This window comes from Okeania sp. KiyG1 (genome assembly GCF_014132355.1).
Classification (GTDB): Bacteria; Cyanobacteriota; Cyanobacteriia; order Cyanobacteriales; family Microcoleaceae; genus Okeania.
Genome location: NZ_BLZO01000072.1, coordinates 18,791 through 38,128 on the forward strand (window position 1 = coordinate 18,791; position 19,338 = coordinate 38,128).

The 19,338-nt window shown below is 39.1% G+C and carries 18 protein-coding genes and 2 pseudogenes; 10 read left to right on the forward strand and 10 right to left on the reverse strand.

The window, feature by feature from the left end:
* Positions 1 to 125: 125 nt before the first annotated feature.
* The 3 genes from SAGCYANO_RS49260 to SAGCYANO_RS49265 are packed head-to-tail and all read right to left on the reverse strand — an operon-like array spanning position 126 to position 1,417.
* Entirely contained in the window at positions 126 to 473 is a 348-nt protein-coding gene (locus tag SAGCYANO_RS49260) for a zinc ribbon domain-containing protein (RefSeq protein WP_202220928.1), read from the reverse strand.
* Positions 439 to 1,329 (reverse strand): transposase, encoded by an 891-nt coding sequence (locus SAGCYANO_RS44790; protein ID WP_307785900.1) that lies wholly within the window; start codon positions 1,327 to 1,329, stop codon positions 439 to 441. Before SAGCYANO_RS44790 ends, SAGCYANO_RS49260 begins: the two co-directional genes overlap by 35 nt.
* Positions 1,322 to 1,417, reverse strand: a complete 96-nt coding sequence (locus SAGCYANO_RS49265) for a helix-turn-helix domain-containing protein (RefSeq protein WP_307785901.1) — start codon at positions 1,415 to 1,417, stop codon at positions 1,322 to 1,324. Before SAGCYANO_RS49265 ends, SAGCYANO_RS44790 begins: the two co-directional genes overlap by 8 nt.
* Before the next feature lie 304 nt (positions 1,418 to 1,721).
* On the opposite strand from SAGCYANO_RS49265, the gene opcA reads away from it, so the two are divergent.
* The 5 genes and pseudogenes from opcA (at position 1,722) to SAGCYANO_RS15640 (ending at position 6,056) form a co-directional block, all read left to right on the forward strand.
* Positions 1,722 to 3,110, forward strand: coding sequence for a glucose-6-phosphate dehydrogenase assembly protein OpcA (gene opcA, locus SAGCYANO_RS15625; protein ID WP_202220929.1), 1,389 nt, complete (start codon positions 1,722 to 1,724; stop codon positions 3,108 to 3,110).
* Between the two features lie 685 nt (positions 3,111 to 3,795).
* On the forward strand, positions 3,796 to 4,425 hold the full coding sequence (locus SAGCYANO_RS15630) for a hypothetical protein (RefSeq protein ID WP_202220930.1): 630 nt from the start codon (positions 3,796 to 3,798) through the stop codon (positions 4,423 to 4,425).
* Positions 4,388 to 4,513: a hypothetical protein gene (locus SAGCYANO_RS50360; protein WP_375339943.1), complete on the forward strand. Its 126-nt coding sequence runs from the start codon at positions 4,388 to 4,390 to the stop codon at positions 4,511 to 4,513. Before SAGCYANO_RS15630 ends, SAGCYANO_RS50360 begins: the two co-directional genes overlap by 38 nt.
* Positions 4,500 to 4,718: pseudogene (locus SAGCYANO_RS50365) on the forward strand (WD40 repeat domain-containing protein); the annotation flags it as partial. The gene SAGCYANO_RS50360 and the pseudogene SAGCYANO_RS50365, both read left to right, overlap by 14 nt.
* Positions 4,719 to 4,850: 132 nt before the next feature.
* Positions 4,851 to 6,056 carry a WD40 repeat domain-containing protein gene (locus tag SAGCYANO_RS15640; protein ID WP_202220931.1) on the forward strand — a complete coding sequence of 402 codons (1,206 nt, stop codon included), beginning with the start codon at positions 4,851 to 4,853 and terminating at the stop codon, positions 6,054 to 6,056.
* Positions 6,057 to 6,528: 472 nt separating this feature from the next.
* Here SAGCYANO_RS15640 and SAGCYANO_RS44795 read toward each other — a convergent pair whose 3' ends face one another.
* From SAGCYANO_RS44795 to selD, 5 genes and pseudogenes are all read right to left on the reverse strand, one after another.
* Positions 6,529 to 6,717, reverse strand: a complete 189-nt coding sequence (locus tag SAGCYANO_RS44795) for a hypothetical protein (RefSeq protein ID WP_237396203.1) — start codon at positions 6,715 to 6,717, stop codon at positions 6,529 to 6,531.
* Positions 6,656 to 8,323: an NACHT domain-containing protein gene (locus SAGCYANO_RS15645; protein ID WP_375339944.1), complete on the reverse strand. Its 1,668-nt coding sequence runs from the start codon at positions 8,321 to 8,323 to the stop codon at positions 6,656 to 6,658. The genes SAGCYANO_RS44795 and SAGCYANO_RS15645 overlap by 62 nt, the downstream gene beginning before the upstream one ends.
* Before the next feature lie 240 nt (positions 8,324 to 8,563).
* Positions 8,564 to 9,282, reverse strand: a pseudogene (locus SAGCYANO_RS44800) (low-complexity protein); the annotation flags it as partial.
* 280 nt (positions 9,283 to 9,562) lie between these two features.
* Positions 9,563 to 9,739, reverse strand: a complete 177-nt coding sequence (locus tag SAGCYANO_RS15650) for a hypothetical protein (protein WP_202220932.1) — start codon at positions 9,737 to 9,739, stop codon at positions 9,563 to 9,565.
* A gap of 72 nt (positions 9,740 to 9,811) precedes the next feature.
* On the reverse strand, positions 9,812 to 12,166 hold the full coding sequence (selD, locus tag SAGCYANO_RS15655; RefSeq protein WP_202220933.1) for a selenide, water dikinase SelD: 2,355 nt from the start codon (positions 12,164 to 12,166) through the stop codon (positions 9,812 to 9,814).
* 884 nt (positions 12,167 to 13,050) lie between these two features.
* On the opposite strand from selD, the gene SAGCYANO_RS15660 reads away from it, so the two are divergent.
* On the forward strand, positions 13,051 to 13,212 hold the full coding sequence (locus SAGCYANO_RS15660; protein WP_202220934.1) for a hypothetical protein: 162 nt from the start codon (positions 13,051 to 13,053) through the stop codon (positions 13,210 to 13,212).
* Between the two features lie 94 nt (positions 13,213 to 13,306).
* Here SAGCYANO_RS15660 and ltrA read toward each other — a convergent pair whose 3' ends face one another.
* Together ltrA and SAGCYANO_RS47595 are read right to left on the reverse strand one after the other, a co-directional pair.
* Positions 13,307 to 15,106 (reverse strand): group II intron reverse transcriptase/maturase, encoded by a 1,800-nt coding sequence (ltrA, locus tag SAGCYANO_RS15665; RefSeq protein ID WP_202220935.1) that lies wholly within the window; start codon positions 15,104 to 15,106, stop codon positions 13,307 to 13,309.
* A 579-nt stretch (positions 15,107 to 15,685) separates the two neighbouring features.
* A complete protein-coding gene (locus SAGCYANO_RS47595; RefSeq protein WP_255502567.1) occupies positions 15,686 to 15,808 on the reverse strand; it encodes a hypothetical protein in 123 nt (40 codons plus the stop codon).
* 18 nt (positions 15,809 to 15,826) lie between these two features.
* Here SAGCYANO_RS47595 and SAGCYANO_RS15670 point away from each other — a divergent pair, with 18 nt between their 5' ends.
* The 4 genes from SAGCYANO_RS15670 to gatC all read left to right on the forward strand — a co-directional run bounded on the left by SAGCYANO_RS15670 (position 15,827) and on the right by gatC (position 19,276).
* A complete protein-coding gene (locus tag SAGCYANO_RS15670; RefSeq protein ID WP_202220936.1) occupies positions 15,827 to 16,444 on the forward strand; it encodes a DNA-3-methyladenine glycosylase in 618 nt (205 codons plus the stop codon).
* A 423-nt stretch (positions 16,445 to 16,867) separates the two neighbouring features.
* Entirely contained in the window at positions 16,868 to 17,590 is a 723-nt protein-coding gene (locus SAGCYANO_RS15675; RefSeq protein WP_202220937.1) for a nuclease-related domain-containing protein, read from the forward strand.
* A gap of 689 nt (positions 17,591 to 18,279) precedes the next feature.
* Entirely contained in the window at positions 18,280 to 18,801 is a 522-nt protein-coding gene (locus SAGCYANO_RS15680; RefSeq protein ID WP_202220938.1) for a photosystem I assembly protein Ycf3, read from the forward strand.
* Positions 18,802 to 18,985: 184 nt separating this feature from the next.
* Positions 18,986 to 19,276: an Asp-tRNA(Asn)/Glu-tRNA(Gln) amidotransferase subunit GatC gene (gene gatC / locus SAGCYANO_RS15685; RefSeq protein WP_202220939.1), complete on the forward strand. Its 291-nt coding sequence runs from the start codon at positions 18,986 to 18,988 to the stop codon at positions 19,274 to 19,276.
* The last annotated feature ends 62 nt before the right edge of the window (positions 19,277 to 19,338 follow it).

Genomic DNA, 19,338 nt, shown 5'->3' on the forward strand with positions numbered 1-19,338 from the left:
TATAATTAGGTCGAAAAGTCGTCATTGCAATGAGAGGAAGCAATATTGCACAACCCCTGAGATTGCTTCCTTCCACGGAGTGACCGTCCCAATGACTTAGAAGAACTAATTATCAGGATTTGATGTCAGTGGGATATTGACATCCTCTCCGGCCTAAAGGCGCGGAGATTCCTACCGAGCCGAAGCTCCTCGGCGGGTTGACGTCTCACGGGCTGTTGCACCCACCCTCTTGCTCCTCCCGGGAGGGGATGGGGTGGGTTACGCTTGCCTCCACGTCCGTTTAGTGTCTCGGACTGCCCGCCCGCGACTAATATATTTATTGCTGCATTCTCGTCTCTATCATGTTTTGCACCACAGTTTAGACACTCCCATTCTCGCACCTGAAGGTCTAATTTTCCACCTTTAAACCCACAGCATGAGCATACTTGGGATGTTGGCTCAAGGGCGACTAATGACTCTAAAATCACGACCATATTTTTCTGCTTTTCCTTCTAGGAATGTTCTGAAAGTTCTCCAACCTAAATCTGATATTGCTCTGGATAATTTACGGTTCTTAATCATACCAGAAACGTTTAAATCTTCTAAAACAACTGTTTGGTTTTCACGAATTATTTTAGTAGATAATTTATGCAGAAAATCTGTCCTTGTATCTTTCAGTTTACCATGGAACTTAGCCACTCTAGCCCGTGCTTTTTCATACCTTTTAGACCCCTTAGTTTTCTTAGATAATGACTTACTTAACTTTCGGTACTTTTTAATACGTTTTTTCAATGGTTTAGGAGCATCAACCTTCGTACCATCGCTAAATGTAGCAAAGGTTTTAATACCTAAATCTATACCTACTGAATTATCAGTTTTAGGTAAGATTTCCGGTTGTATTTCTACTACAAAACTCAGAAAATACCTGTTAGCTGAATCTTTAATTACTGTTACGGAGCTAGGCTCACTAGGCAACTCTCTTGACCAAATAGTTTTCAGCCTTCCAATCTTAGCTAAATAAACTTTATGCTGGCTAACTTTAAACCCACCTTTTGTAAACCTAGCAGTTTGCTTTGACTTTCTACTTTTAAATTTAGGAGGTCTAACAGGTCTACCTTTTCTCTTGCCTTGAGTTGATTTAAAAAAGTTTGTAGGGGCGAACGGCCGTTCGCCCCTACGGTTTAAATCATTCAATGATTGCTGCAATGGTATGTTAGAAACCTCTGACAACCATTCTCTTTCTTCAGTCTTTTTAGCTTTAGTAATAAAAAGCTTTTGTAGTTCTGAATTAGTAGATTTCTTTTCTCCTGATTTATACCTCTGTTGGCAGTAAGCTAGACTATCATTCACTCGCCACACGGACACAGCCAAATAGCTTGGCTAATCGGTATTTTTGTCCCAGCGTTGGATAGATACGATACTTAAATCTAGCTTTCATAATTTGACTCTTCAACTAACAACAAGGTAACATATTTATTGAAAAAATAAACTAAAAAGTCGCCCTAGAAGGGCGAGGCTTGAGACCCATTTTTTCGGTCAATTCATAGTCCAACCTAACTTAGCTCTATAATAGCGATCGCCTACAATTATAATCACAGCACTTAGGCAAGTACTCTATAGATTATACTAAAGAATGTATAATTGTGTATAATATTGTCGAATTATTTGACTTCAGTATTTAGCCCGATTAAATTATTCATTATCCTACAAACAAAAAGTAACACTTAAGGACAAGCAAAAAAATGACTACACCAATTGTCGCCTTACAACAACCAAAAGATATCTCTCTAGGAGAAATAGAAGAAGAATTAAGTAAAATTTGGCTTAGTCAAAATGGAGGAAAAGCAGCACCCATTGCCACCAGAGCTGCTACCTTTAGTATGGTAATTTACGAACCAGAAGAATTCCAACAATTACTGGGGGGATTAGGATTCTATGAAGGCCCCATTGATGGCATTCATGGGCCACAAACTAGGGATGGAATTAGAAATGCACAAAAGACATATCAACTGCCAATCACGGGTAGAGTAGACCCCAACACCCTAGCCAAATTGCGCGAGGAATTTGCTAAACAACCAGAAGACCGACAAAAAATCGCAAACATTAATGTTAGAGGATTTAGTCTAGCAGACGCGATCGCAGCTCAAAACCCCTGTCGTATAGTTACTCTGTGCCCAAATATTGGGGAAGAAGATACAGGGGTAACAGCTCAAGTATCTGCCTACTGTCCAATTCAGAAGCAAAGTACCTCAAATCTAGTTTGTAGTGAATATGTCACCCTACGGGGAACCAAATCAGCAATGGAAAGGGTAGGTGAAACGGTAACATCATTAATGATTCCCGATCTACCCAAATTTGTATGGTGGAAAGCAACTCCCAACACAGACCAGGAATTATTTCGGAGTTTGTGTGAGAGCAGTAACTGTATAATTATGGACTCCTGTTACTTTTCCGATCCAGAATCAGAGTTTTTAAAGATGCAGGAATTGATTGACAAAGAAACCTATATTTCCGATCTAAATTGGCATCGTCTTTCAGCTTGGCAAGAATTAACTGCTGCTACTTTTGACCCTCCCCAACGAAGAGCAGCTTTATGGGAAGTTGACACTATTACACTTGACTATGAAAAAGGAAATGCTGCTCAAGCACTAATGTTTTTAGGTTGGTTTGCTAGTCGTCTTGATTGGAAACCAGTTTCTTATGCAGAAGTGGGTGGTGACTACGATCTTACTCATATAAAATTTTATGGGCAAAATAATCAAGAAATTGTTGCCGAATTAGCAGCTATTCCTACTGCTGACTTTGGTGAAATTCCTGGAGACTTAGTTGGTGTGCGTTTGGGTTCGACTAATCCGGATGCTGATATTAATTGTTGTACAATTTTGTGTTCTGAAACTACTGGTTGTATGCGTTTAGAATCTGGCGGTAAGGCGCAGTCTTGTCTGACGGAGCAGGTAACAGCATTAACCGATCAGAAGGCAGAAGCGTTGATGGCACAACAGTTACAACGTTGGGGAAGGGATGTTTTATATGAGGAAAGTTTAGAAATGACAGCACAGATACTGAAGTTAAATGGGAAAGAGGAATCAGGAGTCAACCCACCCCTAACCCCTCCTGGGAGGGGAAGTTAGGAGTCAGGAGTAAATGTTTAGAAGGATATTTCAACCCCTCCGCGTACCTTCCGGTTTATAGAAACCGGGGGTTTAAACCCAGAGCTGCTAAAAGCTGTTAAACGAAAAATAGTTCAAAACCTGGGCGTGTTTATCTAAATTTAATGTTGAGCAATTAATTTAATGTGAAACTCGCCCCTACCCGATGCAACATTTTAGGCGTGTCACGCTACTACTAATAGCGTTCATGGGTAAGTCCTATACACTTTAAATTATGTAGGGTGCGAAGGGTGTTATATCATGTCCGGTTGAACAGTTATAAATAAACTACTCATAATTCAGAATTTAGAATTCAGAATTTAGAATTTAGAATTTAGAATTTAGGAGGGAAGAAAGAAGAAAAGAAAGAGAAAGTTTTTTGATCACGCTCTTATCCGGACATGATATTATATAGAATCAGGCTATATAATCAGGACTTACCCACTGACAATAGATATAGGGTTTTGGTGTGTTACGCTAGCGCTAACACACCCTACAGTCCAGTAGGGACGTTGCATACAACTAAAATTCTTATATTTTCAGCCTTTTATTCCCCTCCTGGGAGGGGTTAGGGGTGGGTTGCCTGTTGCCTTCCGGAGCTGTTGCCTGTTGCCTGCGCACAGCGCTATAACTGATAACTGATAACTGTTCTAGAGGAGTGTAATTAATGAGTGAAGTCCGTAACTGGTTGAAAAGTATTCCTGCTCAAGACAAAAAAACTGCTGTTCAAATGAAAGTTGGGGAGTTATTAGAAGCTGGAAATTTTCAACAGTTATATCAATATCTAATAGATTTTGATTTTATTAAAGCTAAAATTGCTGTGGATGACCTACAGGTATTAATAGAAGATTATAATTCAATATTACATCCTTCAAAACCCTCAGATATAAATGCTCAACAAATAGAGACTTTGAGATTAATTCAAGGAGTATTTCGTCTATCGGAAGATATTATCAAACAAGATAAAAAACAACTAATAGAACAACTTTGGAGTCGTTTAGTCGGTATTGATAATCCAGATATTAAAAAATTATTAGAGCGGGCAAAAAAAAGTAGAAGAACTGCTTGGTTGCGTCCTTTAGTTCCTACTTTCCCACCCCCCGATACAGAATTAATTCGTACTATCAAAGGTCATACAGCAGTTATCAATGCTGTAGTAGTTACAACGGATAATCAATACATAATTTCTGGTGCTAGAGATAATCAAATTAAAGTGTGGAATCTGGAAACAGGAAAAGAACAATTTACTCTCACTGGTCATAAAAAAAGAAGTCACATCATTAGCAGTAACATCTGATAGAAAACTACTTATTTCAGCCTCAGCAGATGAAACAATAAAAATTTGGGATTTAATCGAAAAAAAAACCAATAATTACCCTAAATAGACATGATGCACCAGTAACTTCAGTAGTTATTACACCAGACGAAAAAGAATTTATTTCTAGTTCTGATGATGGTACTATTAAAATCTGGAATCTAGAAACAGGGGAACTTCTTCACTCTATTAAAGCCCATAAAGCAGAAGTAAAATCTGTCACAATTACACAGGATGGAAAAAAAATAATTTCAGCTTCCTTTGACAAAACTATCAAAGTTTGGAGTCGAAAAACAAGGAAATTAATTAAGACACTTAAAGGTCATACTGCAGAAGTTGAAGGAGCAGCAGTTACGCCAGATGGAAAGCGAGTTATTGGGTACGACCTCGATGGAGAATGGGAGTTCTTGTTCGGTTGGATTTATGTTTGGGATATAAAAACAGGAGAACAAATATTTCAATTATCTGGTCATGATAGTGTAGTTGAATCTGTAGCAGTAACCCCTGATGGTAAACACTTAGTTTCTGCATCTGGTGATTCAACAATTAAAGTTTGGGATTTAGAAACAGGAAAAGAAATTGCTACTTTTAGAGACCATCGTCATTATGTAAATGATATTGTCATTACAAAGGATGGTAAACTGGCAATTTCTTGTGGTTCTGAGGCTAGTATAAAAGTTTGGGATTTAACAAAAGTTTGGGAAAAAAATCGAGTAAATTATACTCCTATTGGTCATCCAGAAGAGGTCGATGCTGTTGCTATTGCTCCTAATGGTAAATGGGCAATTTCTGCTGGTTGTGACTTTAGATTAAAAGTCTGGGATTTAACAAATTTTTCTGAAGTTTGTACTATAGAAGTAGAAGGCTTTAAAGTAGTACGTTGTTTTGCAATAACTCCAGATAGTAAACAGATATTTCTTGGTTTTAGCAGTACAGAACCTAGTACTGAAATCAGAAAAATGAAATGTCGTAATCCCAGAACTAAACAAGAAACATTTGCTTTTTTATCCCCTTTACATTTAGGGAATTTTATGGTAGTAACTCCAGAAGGTGAAGCTCTTATTTCTGGATATTGGGGAAACCGTGGAATGAAGATTTGGGATTTAGAATTAAAGCAAGAAGTTGGCTATTTAGGAGGTCATGAAGAGGAGGTATCTTGTATAGCAATAAGTCCTGATGGTAAGTATGTAATTTCAGGTTCTCACGATACAAATGTCATGGTTTGGGATTTAGAAACAGAAGAAAGAATTTTGGTTTTGACTGGTCATGATGACTTCGTTAATTCTGTGGCAGTGACTCCTGATAATAAATATGTTATTTCAGGTTCTTATGATCATGATGTGAGAGTTTGGGAGTTGGAAACAGGGGATAAAGTTGGTGTGTTCAGAGGTCATGAAAGAATTGTATTAGATGTTGTAGGATTAGCAAATAGTCGAGCTATCTCTGCTTCGGAAGATAAGACTTTGAAATTGTGGGATTTAAAAACTAAGAAGGCGATCGCTACTTTTATCGGAAGTAGTGGGTTCAAACGTTGCGCAGTTGGACCGGATGGAAGAACTATTGTTGCTGGTGATTATTTTGGGAGATTACATTTTTTGTATTTAGAAGGGTGAATCAGAAGGAAGAAGGAAGAAGGAAGAGGGAAGAGGGAAGAAGTCCAGTAGTCCAGTAGTCCAGTAGTGGAGTGGCACACCCAAAATGGTGCATTAGTAGGGGCGGGTTCCGCGTTAAGTTAATGGTGTTACCCACGACTGAATAAACCCGCCCCCGCCCCAATAATCTAATGCATAAAATTAGCTGTGTCGGTCCAGTAGGGTGTGTTAGCGTTTGCGCAGCATTCCGCAGGAAAGTGTAACGCACCGCAAAATAGTAGACCGAAACAACTAAAATGGTGCGTTATATCCTTGGGTTGGGGGCGGGTTTACAAGATAATTTGTCACACCATTAATTTAACGCGAAACCCGTCTGGGTTGGGGGCGGGTTTACAAGATAATTTGTCACACTATTAATTTAACGCGAAACCCGCCCCTACTATTGCACTATTTTAGGCGTGTCACGCCACTACAAAATTTACTACTTGAAAATTTACTGTTGTTGTTGACTTGCTGCTTCCGACTGAGCAACTGCTGCAGCAAATTCTGGATTTTTTTGTAGGTCTTCTGGAACTTCTCTTGCTTCATGTAAACCGACAGTATTTGACCATTTAGTTTTCTTATCCCATGTGATAACGCCCCTCTGTGAGTCTACTGAGCTTGCTACGAATGCGGTCGGCACGAGTGAGCTTGTCACGAATGAGGTCAGCATCACTAAGGTTGCCAGCACTGAGGTCAGCACTTCTGAGGTCAGCACTTGTGAGGTAGGCATTATTGAGGTCGGCACCACTAAGAAAACTACCTACTATTTCCCAAAAAGCAACATCCTTAAGGCACCGACTATAACCAATGATTTGCAGTAGTCTTGTTCGATCAAAATCTTCACTATCAGGTTTACCGCAAGGATAAAAATGCAACTGCTCCCGCAACCCCTCCTGAGACTGTCCATAACGATGCAACTCAAACAACAAAATCATCACATTCAACCCCGTATAAATATCCACCCGACGTTGCCCAGACTCAATACCCCACTGCCACAACTGCCTCGTCTTTTTCTGAGGTAAAACTTCCTCCCTTTCCTCAATAAACTTCCCATCACACCAGTCTAGATAAAACCCATACAACCGCTCAAACAAGACCACCAACTCAACCTCACTTTTCACCAACAACGCCATCAAATATTCCACAACCTCCACAGTCAGACTGCCATAACCAAATAGATCGTAAACCCGCCACTCAAATTCCTCATCAGATACTGCATAAGTCTTACGTCGCTTCCCAGTTTTCTCCGTCAAATCTTCCAGACTTTCCACCATCCGTTTTGCACAGAGAAACTCACCAAAACTCTTGTGGAAAAACTCCACCGAATTTTCCGCCTTTGCTGCCGACTTCAAATAAAACGCAGCTAAAGCATTTTTCAATCCATCCTCTCGCTTATTTTGCCGAGCATTCTCAATTAAATCCTGCAACTCCTTGTATCCCTGTTTCACCAGTCGGTCTTCAATCATTTTTATTGCAGCATATTCTCCTCCAGACTGCACCACACATAACCCTGCTTCTGCCAACAAAATTTCTAAATCTTCTGGCTCCAACTTCGTAATTTTCGGATTAAGATTTTTACCCTCTTCTACTCGCTGTTTTTCCAGCACCCATTCCAATGCTTGCTCATAGACTGAGACTTTTGCCCCACCAGTATCAGCATTAGCAAACATCTCTACTTTTAACTGCTTATCCCGGTGCATTGCAGCGAGCAAATACAACAAAAGTGGTTCTCGTGCCAATTCCTTAACCTGCTCCGGACATTTTTGACTCTGCAAAAATTCGCGAAACTTTTCTGTTTCCTCTTGCGCAACAATAGTCTGCCACTTCTCAAACCAGCGTTGCTGAATTTCGTCACCCATGGGCAAAATACTCACCCGCTCTAAATTAGGAGGCATCAACCTTTCAATTCCATAAAGTGCCAATGGTCTTCCAGTAATTAAAACCCGATGACCGCGCTCCTTATTTTCTGCTGCCTGTTTCTGAAACTGTGCCACCTGGTCTAAAAACACTTTTAACTCATTACTTGCACCGCGCTCCAACAACAATTCATCAAACCCATCCAGCAAAAACAGAAACCGAGTATTGTGGTCTGTCAACCAACCACTATCGCTAGTAACAAAATCTCTACCCACTGCATTAGCTAGAGTCTCATCAATATTTGCTGCAAAATTTCTCACATCCCGCAACCGAATTAAAATCGGTGTATATATAGGATGTAATTCCCGGCGCACCCAGTCAGCAAACATTCGGCAAAATACACTTTTTCCTCTTCCTGGTCCTGCTTGAATAAATAACACCTGTTTGTCTTTTTTTTCATCCAACAAAATTGTTTTTGCCCACTCTTCAATATTCTGGGGTGTTGCTGTTTGTTCAATCTTCCCATCGGAGTTGACAGTTTTTACTTCCAGTGGCACATAAATTTCTCGAAAAGTGAATTTTTCATCAAATACTTCTTCGTCTGGTTTAGTAGCAATATTCTTCTCTAAATATTTGTCAATACTCCTATAAATTTCCAAATTTCCTTGCCACCCATATCCATAAATTCCGGCTAATTTTTTAGCATGGTCTTTCACCTCTACCACAGCTTCTTTCATATAACGGTGGGTATTGCGAGAAATTCTTTCGGCAACAATTTTAGCTTGATTTTCAGCTAAACCAGATTCTTTAAAACGTTCAATCAAAATTTCATCAAACTTTTCCCTCAAAGGTGAATCATAGAAACAAATTAAAGTATCCTTAGCATCTCGGTCATTAAAATTAATTTCTTCATCCAATTTTTTATTTGTTTTTGTACCGACTCCGAAGCCTCAGTTTCTGTCAGCCTATTTTTAATTTTTGGATTGTCTATAAAGAAATGTCTAATACTTTCTAAATAAGCCACCTGAGCCACCAATTGTACTTCATCTTCTAAACTTGGCTCTTTACGAGTTTTTTCAATAATAAAAGTAATAATTCCAGTTGCAATAGGCAAAAAAGGTAAACCCGCTCCGGCAACTTTTCCCAGGGGAGAATTTAACACATCCAAAACAGAATCAATATTTTCAATAAAAGGTTTTAACTCTTTAGCATCCTTATTTTCTTGTAGAGCTTTTGCTATTTCCAAAACCGCCTTACCAGACTCAACTCCACCTTTAACAGTTTCAGATAAATTCAATTCTATTTCTGTGTTGAGAACTCGCCAAATATTCCGCCAGAGTTTAGCCATAGTTAATATTTCCTCCTTTAAATTTTGCTCAATATATTTGTATATCTACAGTTTGATTTCTGTAAATTCCTGATGTTACAGCGGTTTTCAGGTCAATGAACCACAGTAGGGGCGAATGGCATTTGCTAACGCAAAGCTCCGCTAACGCCCTTATAGGTTTTTGGTTATGACGATGTGGTTTATCAATCTGAAAAGGGCTGTCAAAAAATTGTTTGTAGTGCGGGCGTCTTGCTCGCGATGAGTTTATTTCACTAAATGGGTAAGGGCAAATGACCATTTACTAACGCAAAGCTGCTGCTAATGCCAATACAATATAGGGCGAATGCCATTTCCTAAGGTCATGCTCCGCAAACGCCCCTACAGATGGTGGTTTAACAGTATAGGGCGAATGCCATTCGCCCCTACAGATGGTGGTTAAACAGTCAATTTGCGTAATTCCTGTCTTAATTTGTAGCACTCCCGTATCAAAAAAAAATAATATGGGTCGCGCAACCCCGCCTTTTAAGGCGCAATATTTTTGGAGCGGTGCTTAAGTCCCCCTTACAAAAATAACTTCATAGGGCGAATGCCATTCGCCCCTACTGACTTCTGACTTCGTTAACACTCTACCAATAATTCTACTTTCAGAATATTCCTGCTGTAACGCCTGCAAACAAGCACTCGCTGACTCCGCAGGTACAGCAGCAAGCAACCCCCCAGAAGTCTGTGGATCAAACAACAATGGATAAAGAACATGGGTACTTATCTGCTCCGAATTTTGAATTGATGCAGACATCCGCAGATTTTCCGGATACAAAGAACTAAAAATACCTTGCTGCAAAATTTCTGCCACTCCAGGCAATACAGAAATTGCCTCCATTTCCAATTCCACAGCAACTTGAGAAGCTTTCACCATTTCCAGCAAATGTCCTACTAATCCAAATCCCGTCACATCCGTACAAGCAGTCGCACCGTATTCCAATAACAATTTGGCAGCATTCTGATTTGAAACCAACATTGATTCAATTGCACTTTCAATCCAACGTCCCTTTGCACGCAAACGCATATCCGCAGCAAATAACACCCCCGTCCCCAACGCTTTCGTCAATATCAACACATCTCCCGACTGCATCCCACTGTTGTACAATAGTTTCTCCGAAAATGCTAAACCATTGCAAGTAAGACCAAAAGCTAATTCTGCTCCCTCAGTTGTATGACCTCCCATCAAAACAGCACCTGCTTGATTAAGAATTTCCGTTGCTCCTAATAACAATTGATATAAATCATCCTCTTGTTTAATAGATGAAGCATAAGGAATAGTAGCGATCGCTAAAGCACTTTGAGGTGTTGCTCCCATAGCAAATAAATCGCTCAAACAATGATTCGCCGTTATTTTTCCCAATAAATAGGGGTCATCCACCAATGCCGGAAAATAATCAATTGTCTGCACCATCACCTTATCTGTTGGCACCCTAACTACTGCAGCATCATCAGGGGTATTTATACCAATTAAAATATCATCCCTCTGTGTTTGCTGTTGAATACGGTGCAGCACCTTCTCCAAAACCTTACTGCCTACTTTTGCTCCACAACCAGCACAGTGCATAATTTCGGAATCTTTCCTCCTTCTACTCTTCCCTTTCCCAGAAGAGGGATAGCTTCTACCTTCCATCTTCAGGTTAGTAAACTTATCCATAAATTTGCGGTCAATGTGGTCTTTCCAACGCCAAAGTAAAGACTCAGGACCAAATCCCATTTTGCCACGAGAAGCGATCGCTCGTTGGTCTCCAGTGCCAATTAAAATCAGGAATTTTTTCTGAGGTATAAACGACTTTAGGGGTTTTCTATGGAGAGCGCGTTGCAAATTTTCCAATAAGGGTTTTCCTTGTCGTACTGCAAAAACTCCAGCTTTTGGTCGTGAATGGTTAACCATTGTTGCCACATCTCCCGCAGCAAAAACTTGTGGATGAGAAATTGACTGTAGTTTGTCATTGACTAAAATAAAGCCACTGGCGTCTGTTGCTAACCCCGCTGTTTGTAACCAAGGTGCAGCAGATGCTTGAGTTACCCAAAACAGAATATCGCATTCTATTTGTAATCCCGAATTACACTCAATAATTTTGGGTGCAAAGTCTGGAATTTTCCGCTCATTCATCGGTGCATCCGAGGCAAAATCACTGTCTTGCCTATCCTTACTTTTCACCCCAGTAACATTTTCTTCTAAATGCAATACCACACCACGACTTTTCAGAATTTTCTCAACTTGTTTTCCCACCCAACGATGGCGTCCGGGTAATAGTCTTGTAGTGCGATGAAACAGATGCAACTCCAGGTTATTAGTAGGTTGTCTAGCATTCTGATAGATATTGTGGAGATGACTTTGTACTGCAAATGCTAACTCCACACCTCCGACACCACCTCCAACTATTCCGATACGGATTTTTTGTTCTGGTAACTGAGCAACTGTTGCTGTTATCTGATGCCAATAGGTGAGAAATTTTGATATGGGTTTGACAGGAAGAGTATATTCTATTGCCCCCGGTACAGTTAAGCTAGCGGGAGTACTACCAATATCAATGGATAGTACATCAAAATTTACAGGTGGACGGTTAGCACAAATTACCTGATTTTTTTCCAAGTCTAAACCAATAGCGCGGTCTACAAATATTCTAGCTCCGGCAAATTTTGCTAGAGGACGCAGGTCAATATGACATTGGTCGAAGGTATATAAACCTGCCACATATCCAGGCAACATCCCAGAATAAGGAGTATGATATACATCTGTAATTAGAGTTAATCTTACTCCTGGTATAGGGTTCATCGCAAAATCTTTAATGGCGATCGCGTGGCTATGACCGCCGCCTATTAGCACTAGGTCTGTTTCTGTTGGTGTGGATAATTTCATTATTAATAATATTTAGTTATAGTATTAGTAAGGAAGAAGTAAGAAAGAAGAGAGAAGAAGTAATAAACAAATCAAAACGAAAGGCAAAATAATCGAAATAGGTAGATTCTAGGATTGTAGTGGTTATTTTTAGGCATAATTTTCAGCCTTTTTTTTGTAGCATTATTTATTTATAATTGGTATAATTAAAATTTAAAAAAGTAGATAAAAATGATAAAAATAGTGAGTTCAAGTTAAGCTTATATCGAGCATAAAACCCAAGATTATTCCTTTAAGAAAATATCTGATAAGAAGATATCTGAAAAGTTTTTTGATACTGAACTTTGCCCCCTAGCCCCCAACTTTGGGGGGAACAAGAATCAATTTGCTTGCTCTAGTCCCCCAATTTTGGGGGATTTAGGGGGCATCGACTATAAAACCCAAGATTATTCCTTTAAGAAGATATCTGAAAAGTTTTTGATAGTGAATTTTGCCCCCTAGCCCCCAACTTTGGGGGAACAAGAATCAATTTGCTTGCTCTAGTCCCCCAATTTTGGGGGATTTAGGGGGCATCGACTATAAAACCCAAGATTATTTCTTTAAGAAGATATCTGAAAAGTTTTTTGATAGTGAATTTTGCCCCCCTAGCCCCCCAACTTTGGGGGGAATAAGAGTCAATTTACTTGCTCTAGTCCCCCAAAATTGGGGGATTTAGGGGGCTTAGATGTAGCATATTGGACTTCTCATACAACCTCTAAATTGAAAAATCAAATATCAGTAGTAAAACTGATTTTCTATATCATATATATGAAGCATTAAATCTTCATAAGTGGATAATTTATTTGAATTTCCGATCTATTAGGTAATAAAAAATGGGAATTAGAGTTGGTAAAAAATAGAAATTCTTGGACAGACTACTATTTCTGCCCAAGAAATACAATAAATTATCAAAAATTGAAAAATTAAAACATTCTATCGCTACTGCGATCGCCTACTTAGTGGGCACAACCATTGTTAAACTAAGCCAGTTTGTTACCAAACCGACTCGTCTTCAGAACCGGACATGAGACTTTCACCTCATCCGGCTCCTCTCTTGAATGCCCTTTGTCATAGGCACATCCCTTCCTTAGTGCCAGCATATCGTCAACCCATAAATAACCTTCAGGTAAATCCTGTGACTTTGGCGCATGAATATGTCTTTTTATCTAAGGCAGTTTTAGTCTCGTGGCAGTGTCGGTGCAACAGTTGTTTATTCTTATATGTGTTGTCACCACCTTCAGACCTTGGTTTTATATGGTCAACTTCCATAAGGTCAGTTGGTCTAAAAGTTAGTCCACAAGATGCACATTTATTCTTCTGCTGTTTTAACAGCGTTGTGACTTCTTTCCTTACGCCTGGATATTTACCGATTCTATTGCCCCAATAAGTCCACTTGCCGTCATAGGGTGATGCAGTACTTTTCACTTTGGTGTGCCTTGTAATAGGTACATCTGTGTGTAGGTTCAGTACATATTCGCCATCGTTAAGTGTCCAATTTCTGGTTTTCTTAATTTTGGGGAAATATTTTTCTTTGACCCAACTGGCAGGCTTATTTGGATGCCTTCTACTCACCCATCTCCATAATCTTTTCCATAAGAGCATATCCAGTTTAGTGAATATCTCTCTACTGACTACGGTTGAAAAGTAGTTAGCCCATCCCCTTATTATCGGATTTAATTTGGCTATTAGTGCCTTTGTTGGTGCAGTTTTATGAGTATCACATATTTCTGCCAGTTTCCGATAATGGGTTTTAATACTCTTGGAGGATGGCTTGATTAGTGTTTTGAAACCTTGTTTAGTTGACTTTACCTTGTATTGCCTGATGTTGAATCCTAGAAAGTCAAATCCGGTCTTAGTTCCTTCATATTTCTCTAGGGTGTGGGCAATTCTAGTTTTTTCTGGTTTTAGTTCTAATCCTATTTGGTTTAACCATTCCTGTATTACGGTCTTTGCTTGCAGGACTACTTTGATGTCTTCATGTAGGATTACAAAGTCATCTGCATAACGTATTATAGATAGGCTTTGACATTTGTATATTTTTGCCATACTTTTTCCATTGAGATATCTCAACGGAAGTTCTTCAGCAAATTTCATTAGCCTTTCTTCCATACCGTGTAGGGCGATGTTTGCTAGCAGGGGTGATATGACCCCTCCCTGTGGTGTACCTTCCACAGTTTCTAGGAATTGATTGTTGTCAAATACTCCGGACTTCAACCATTGTTTGATTAATTGCCTGTATGGAGATATTCCAATTTTCCCTAGTAGTGCATCATGGTTAATTTGATCAAAACATTTGGATATGTCAGCATCTAGCACATATTTTGGTTTACGGTTGATGCTGCTAAAGATAGCTTCGATGGCATCATGTGCTGACCTCCGGAAAAGACCATAGCTATTAGGTTCAAAACGTGCTTCCCACTCTGGTTCCATACCTAACTTGACCAGGGTTTGTAACGCTCTGTCGTACATTGTGGGAATGCCTAGAGGACGTTTCTCATCTTTTCCTGGTTTTGGTATCCAGACTCTGCGGGTTGGGCTTGCTTTGAGAGGGCGTGTTCTTAGTATGTCAACCAAGTTAAGTCTTTGTATGGGTGTCAGGTTTTTGATTCCATCTACCCCGGCGGTCTTCTTACCCTGGTTGTCTTGTGTTACGCGCCTAACAGCTAGCAACCTTGCGTAGTAACTTTTTGTCAGAAGTCTTTGATATTTGCGCATCTTGCGGAGTTCGCCACGACTGGATGCTTTGTAAATCAATTTTTGTAGTTTGAATACATATTTTTCTACCTTCTTCCAATCTATGTCCTTCCACTTGAGTGTTGGGTTAATAGATGCTTGTGAGGGTATATCGTATGTATCCCATACCACACTTGAGAATGGTTTAGGAGACCCTAATTTATTCTTTAGTATCTTGGCTTTATTCATTACTAATCATTGCTTTACACTACATTCAACAGTGGACACGTCTGCATTTTGTGCTTTTTGTCCAATCCTACTCTTCCTTTGACCTGCAACTTTTGTGCAGATTGACCTTGAATGGCTTCCTAAGTTCTCGACCTATATTCTTAGGTGTCAAAGAGAGGTTTCCTCGTTCCCTTATACCTTTATGACGACTGACTTAGTGGGGCAAAATCTCCCGGAGGGTTCAGCATGGTTGTTAATAATTCCCCAAGGAATGGAACTTTCATTGACCCTCTGACTTTCGTCCTACATTCCATAGCTACCTTTGGAATGGTTTGATTTAACGAGAGTTTAATTGCCTTTCTGTTCGTCCACATATCAGTCTCTGCTAGCGGTATCGTTCCTGGTAACTGGTATTGTTCCGCATTTAGACCAGCTTCACGGATTGATGTTCAGTCTCTACCGTGTGGCCTACACTGTCAACCCAACAACAAGGCGGTAGGAATCTCACCTACAAGGCTATAAGAGTTTTTCAAACCGGAATTGTTCATTCCATGTATTTGGCTTGAAAGGCTTGCTATACCTACCTTACGGCGGTTTTTACTAGCCAACGAGTCGCACTCCATGATAATCATCAGTATCATAAAATCCATTCTTAGTGCCAAAGAATAGACAACCAACAGTAAACAACACAGTTAATCCAATTAAAATTAATTTGATATCCATAATGACAAGCTCCTTTATATGAATTTAATTCAAACAAACAAAATTATAGACAATACTTGGCTAGAACGCCCATCACCCGAAGTTGCCCCAGATTTAGTAGGCTGTACTTTAGTGCGACAGATGTCCAATGACAAAATTATCCGTAGCACCATCGTAGAAACCGAAGCTTATGCACCAGGAGACCCTGCTTGTCACGCTTATCGTAGTCGTACTTCACGAAATGACGTGATGTTTGGCCCTCCAGGAATGAGCTACGTTTACTTCATTTACGGAATGTACCACTGTTTAAATATTGTGACAGATGCAGATGGGGTTCCCAGTGCTGTCTTAATTAGAGCTTTACAATTGGAATCTGTCCCAGATTGGTTATGGGAATATATCCCAAAACAAAAATCAAAACCTAAAATTTCTCGTCTTGCTGCTGGCCCAGGTAAGCTTTGTCGTTTACTGGATATTGACCTGAGTTTGAATGGTTCACCTCTGGGAGTGGGAGAACCTATGTGGTTGGAACATCCCACGAAACAATTTCAGGAAGATTTGCAAATAGTACAAACAACTCGTATTGGCATTACAAAAGGGACTGAATTACCGTGGCGGTGGTATTTGGCAAACTGTGATGCTGTGTCTAAAATTTAATTAGGAGTCAGGAGACAGGAGACAGGAGACAGGAGACAGGAGACAACCCACCCCTAACCCCTCCCAACCCACCCCTACCCCTCCCAGGAGGAGGGGAGAAATGGGAATGAGCGAGGAGGTAGGATTCAATAATTAATAATTAATAATTAATAATTAATAATTACCTCCACAGTGAAAACGGAATGGGCTGAATAATTATGAAAAATTTTTCTTGTTTCTCCACAGCGAGTGAGAGGATTTTTACCTTAATTATTCGGATTTGAATTGTCAATTTGGGATTTTTATGCCCAACTATGAGCCTAAAATACTAACTTTTTGAGCGTTTTAGACGTGATATCAGGCACTTTTTAAAGGTTCCAAAAAGGCACTTGTTTTTATATGTCAATGCTTTTAGATTTAATCAGCAAGCCCTAAATAAAAATTATGAGAATTTTAAAACAATCTCCATCACTACAACAAGCTTTTCAAGCAAAAATTCAGGAAAAAATTTCTGACAATAGACAAGAAGTGAAACAAGATTTAGGTGGTGGTTTATTTGGAGAAATTGGCGCTGGTTTTTTTCAGTTTAAACAATTTAGAAACCAAATAAAAGGCAACTTAGGCGAGACTTTTTTATCATTATTACTCATGTCACTACCTGACAATTGGGTAATGTTTAAAAATGCTTTAATTCCCACAAAATCTAGAAACATTACAGAAATTGACCTTTTAATTATTGGCAATGCAGGTGCTTTTTTAGTAGAAGTCAAAACTTGGAAAGGTTCATTTTCTGCTAATCAAGATAAATGGAAAAGACGAGAAGGAGCAAAGTGGGTTCCCTTAGAAAATAGCCCTACTTCTCAAAGTATATATCACAAAAAAATGTTTGAAAATTGGATTATGCCTCAAGTTTCTGGTTTCCCTGAAAATTTTATATTTGCTCCTGTTGTTTTTCCTGTAGCAAAATGGATTGGTACAACTAATTGTTCTGTGCCTGTATTACACGGTTTTCAAGAACTAACACAGATGTTACAGCAATATCCTAAATGTTTAACAAATGAACAAGTTTTAATAATTAGTAAATTAGTTGAAAATTGCGATATTTCAGATATTCCTAAACCTTCTACAAAACCAAAGCCTATTTTACGAAAATCTTCGGGTCTTTAACGAAGTCAGAAGTCAGAAGTCAGAAGTCAGAAGTTATTTTTGTAACGGAGATTTGAGCTTCACTCCAAAAATATTTCGCCTTAAAAGGCCTAAGCATTCAGCTATTAACTATCAACTAGCCTCCTGCGGAGGAACTGCGTTAACAGCAAAAAGACTCTCTCATATAGGATAGTGTTTAAATTAATATAGACTTTAAGGGCAAGGGAGACAACTTTTGTAATAAGAGAATTAATAAAGCTTTTATCGTCAAGTAAAAGCAATAGCTGATAGCTGATAGCTGATGGCTGACGGCTGTTTGGGCAGCAGTCCGTAGGAAATGCTTACTAAAAGGCGGGATTACGCGACCCAATTATTTTGATAATTCTTAATAAGAAAAACTGCTGCAAATTTTTCTACTCTACTAAAGAGCAGTCCACTTTTTTACCTAAAAATGATTCAAATATCAAGTAAAAATTAGCCATATAATATTTTGGGCCGATAACTTTTGTGAACAAAGTATAGCACTACGCAAATAGGGCGCGGACATTTATAAATGCTCAAAGTTAGTCAGGGATTACTTCTGACTTCTCTAAGGGCGAATGCCATTCGCCCCTACTGACTTCTGACTTGCGCGTAGCGCTATATGTGCAACTTACCCAGAATTGTTCTAATCTATATTATGTACTCAATAATTAATATAGAGTTGTAATATGCCCAGAACTCAACGAAATGATAACTTCATTGACAAATCATTTACGGTCATGGCAGATTTGATTTTGAAGCTGCTACCAACAAATAATCAAGCTAAAGAGGCTTTTGCTTATTATCGTGATGGAATGTCGGCACAGGGTGATGGTGAATATGCTGAGGCATTAGACAATTATTATGAAGCTTTGAATTTAGAAAATGACCCTAATGACCGGAGTTATATTCTTTATAATATAGGTTTAATTCATGCTAGTAATGGCGAACACGATAAAGCAATAGAATACTATCACCAAGCTTTAGAAAATAATCCGAGAATGCCTCAAGCTTTAAATAATATTGCTGTGATTTTCCACTACAGAGGGGATCAGGCGAAAGAAAAAGGTTCGTCAGAAGAAGCAGATGGTTGGTTTGATAAAGCGGCAGAATATTGGCAACAGGCAATAAGTTTAGCTCCTAATAATTATATTGAAGCTCAAAACTGGTTGAAAACTACTGGGCGGTCAACTAAAGATGTATTTTTCTAAATATAGCAATTTCCATACTGGTGAGGTACAAAATTCTTTGGTTTTAGGGAGTAGGGAGTAGGGAGTAGGGAGTAGTAAGTCTGGTTCCGTAGAAACCGATAAAGAAGAAAAACAACTGTACCTCATTAGCTTGGGAAACGCTATATAGTTAATTTCAGAGTTTTAAAAAGAGGAAAATTTACTAATGATTGACAGCGAACAAGTCCGTAAAGTTGCACATTTAGCTAGATTAAAACTTAACTCAGAAGAAGAGGAAAAATTTACGACTCAGTTAAGTAGCATTTTGGATTATTTTGAGCAGTTGAGTGAATTAGATACAGAGAAAGTACGTCCTACTACTAGGGTAATTGATGTTAGTAATATCACTCGTAATGATAATTTGGAAGAGTTTCCAAATAGAGAAGAAATTCTCTCCTGCGCTCCAGAGCAAGATGGAGACTTTTTTAGAGTTCCTAAAATTATGAGCGAAGAATAATATAGTAGGGAAGTAAGCATTTCCTGCGGAATGCTGCGCAAACAGCAGTCAGCTATCAGCTA

Excerpts from the sequence above, each read along its gene's own strand:
- SAGCYANO_RS49260 (WP_202220928.1), bottom strand. The coding sequence starts at position 473 with ATGGTCGTGATTTTAGAGTCATTAGTCGCCCTTGAGCCAACATCCCAA.
- SAGCYANO_RS49265 (WP_307785901.1), bottom strand. The coding sequence starts at position 1,417 with ATGAAAGCTAGATTTAAGTATCGTATCTATCCAACGCTGGGACAAAAA.
- opcA (WP_202220929.1), top strand. The coding sequence starts at position 1,722 with ATGACTACACCAATTGTCGCCTTACAACAACCAAAAGATATCTCTCTA.
- SAGCYANO_RS15630 (WP_202220930.1), top strand. The coding sequence starts at position 3,796 with ATGAGTGAAGTCCGTAACTGGTTGAAAAGTATTCCTGCTCAAGACAAA.
- SAGCYANO_RS15645 (WP_375339944.1), bottom strand. The coding sequence starts at position 8,323 with ATGTTTGCTGACTGGGTGCGCCGGGAATTACATCCTATATATACACCG.
- selD (WP_202220933.1), bottom strand. The coding sequence starts at position 12,166 with ATGAAATTATCCACACCAACAGAAACAGACCTAGTGCTAATAGGCGGC.
- ltrA (WP_202220935.1), bottom strand. The coding sequence starts at position 15,106 with ATGAATAAAGCCAAGATACTAAAGAATAAATTAGGGTCTCCTAAACCA.
- SAGCYANO_RS47595 (WP_255502567.1), bottom strand. The coding sequence starts at position 15,808 with ATGGATATCAAATTAATTTTAATTGGATTAACTGTGTTGTTTACTGTT.
- SAGCYANO_RS15670 (WP_202220936.1), top strand. The coding sequence starts at position 15,827 with ATGAATTTAATTCAAACAAACAAAATTATAGACAATACTTGGCTAGAA.
- SAGCYANO_RS15675 (WP_202220937.1), top strand. The coding sequence starts at position 16,868 with ATGAGAATTTTAAAACAATCTCCATCACTACAACAAGCTTTTCAAGCA.
- SAGCYANO_RS15680 (WP_202220938.1), top strand. The coding sequence starts at position 18,280 with ATGCCCAGAACTCAACGAAATGATAACTTCATTGACAAATCATTTACG.
- gatC (WP_202220939.1), top strand. The coding sequence starts at position 18,986 with ATGATTGACAGCGAACAAGTCCGTAAAGTTGCACATTTAGCTAGATTA.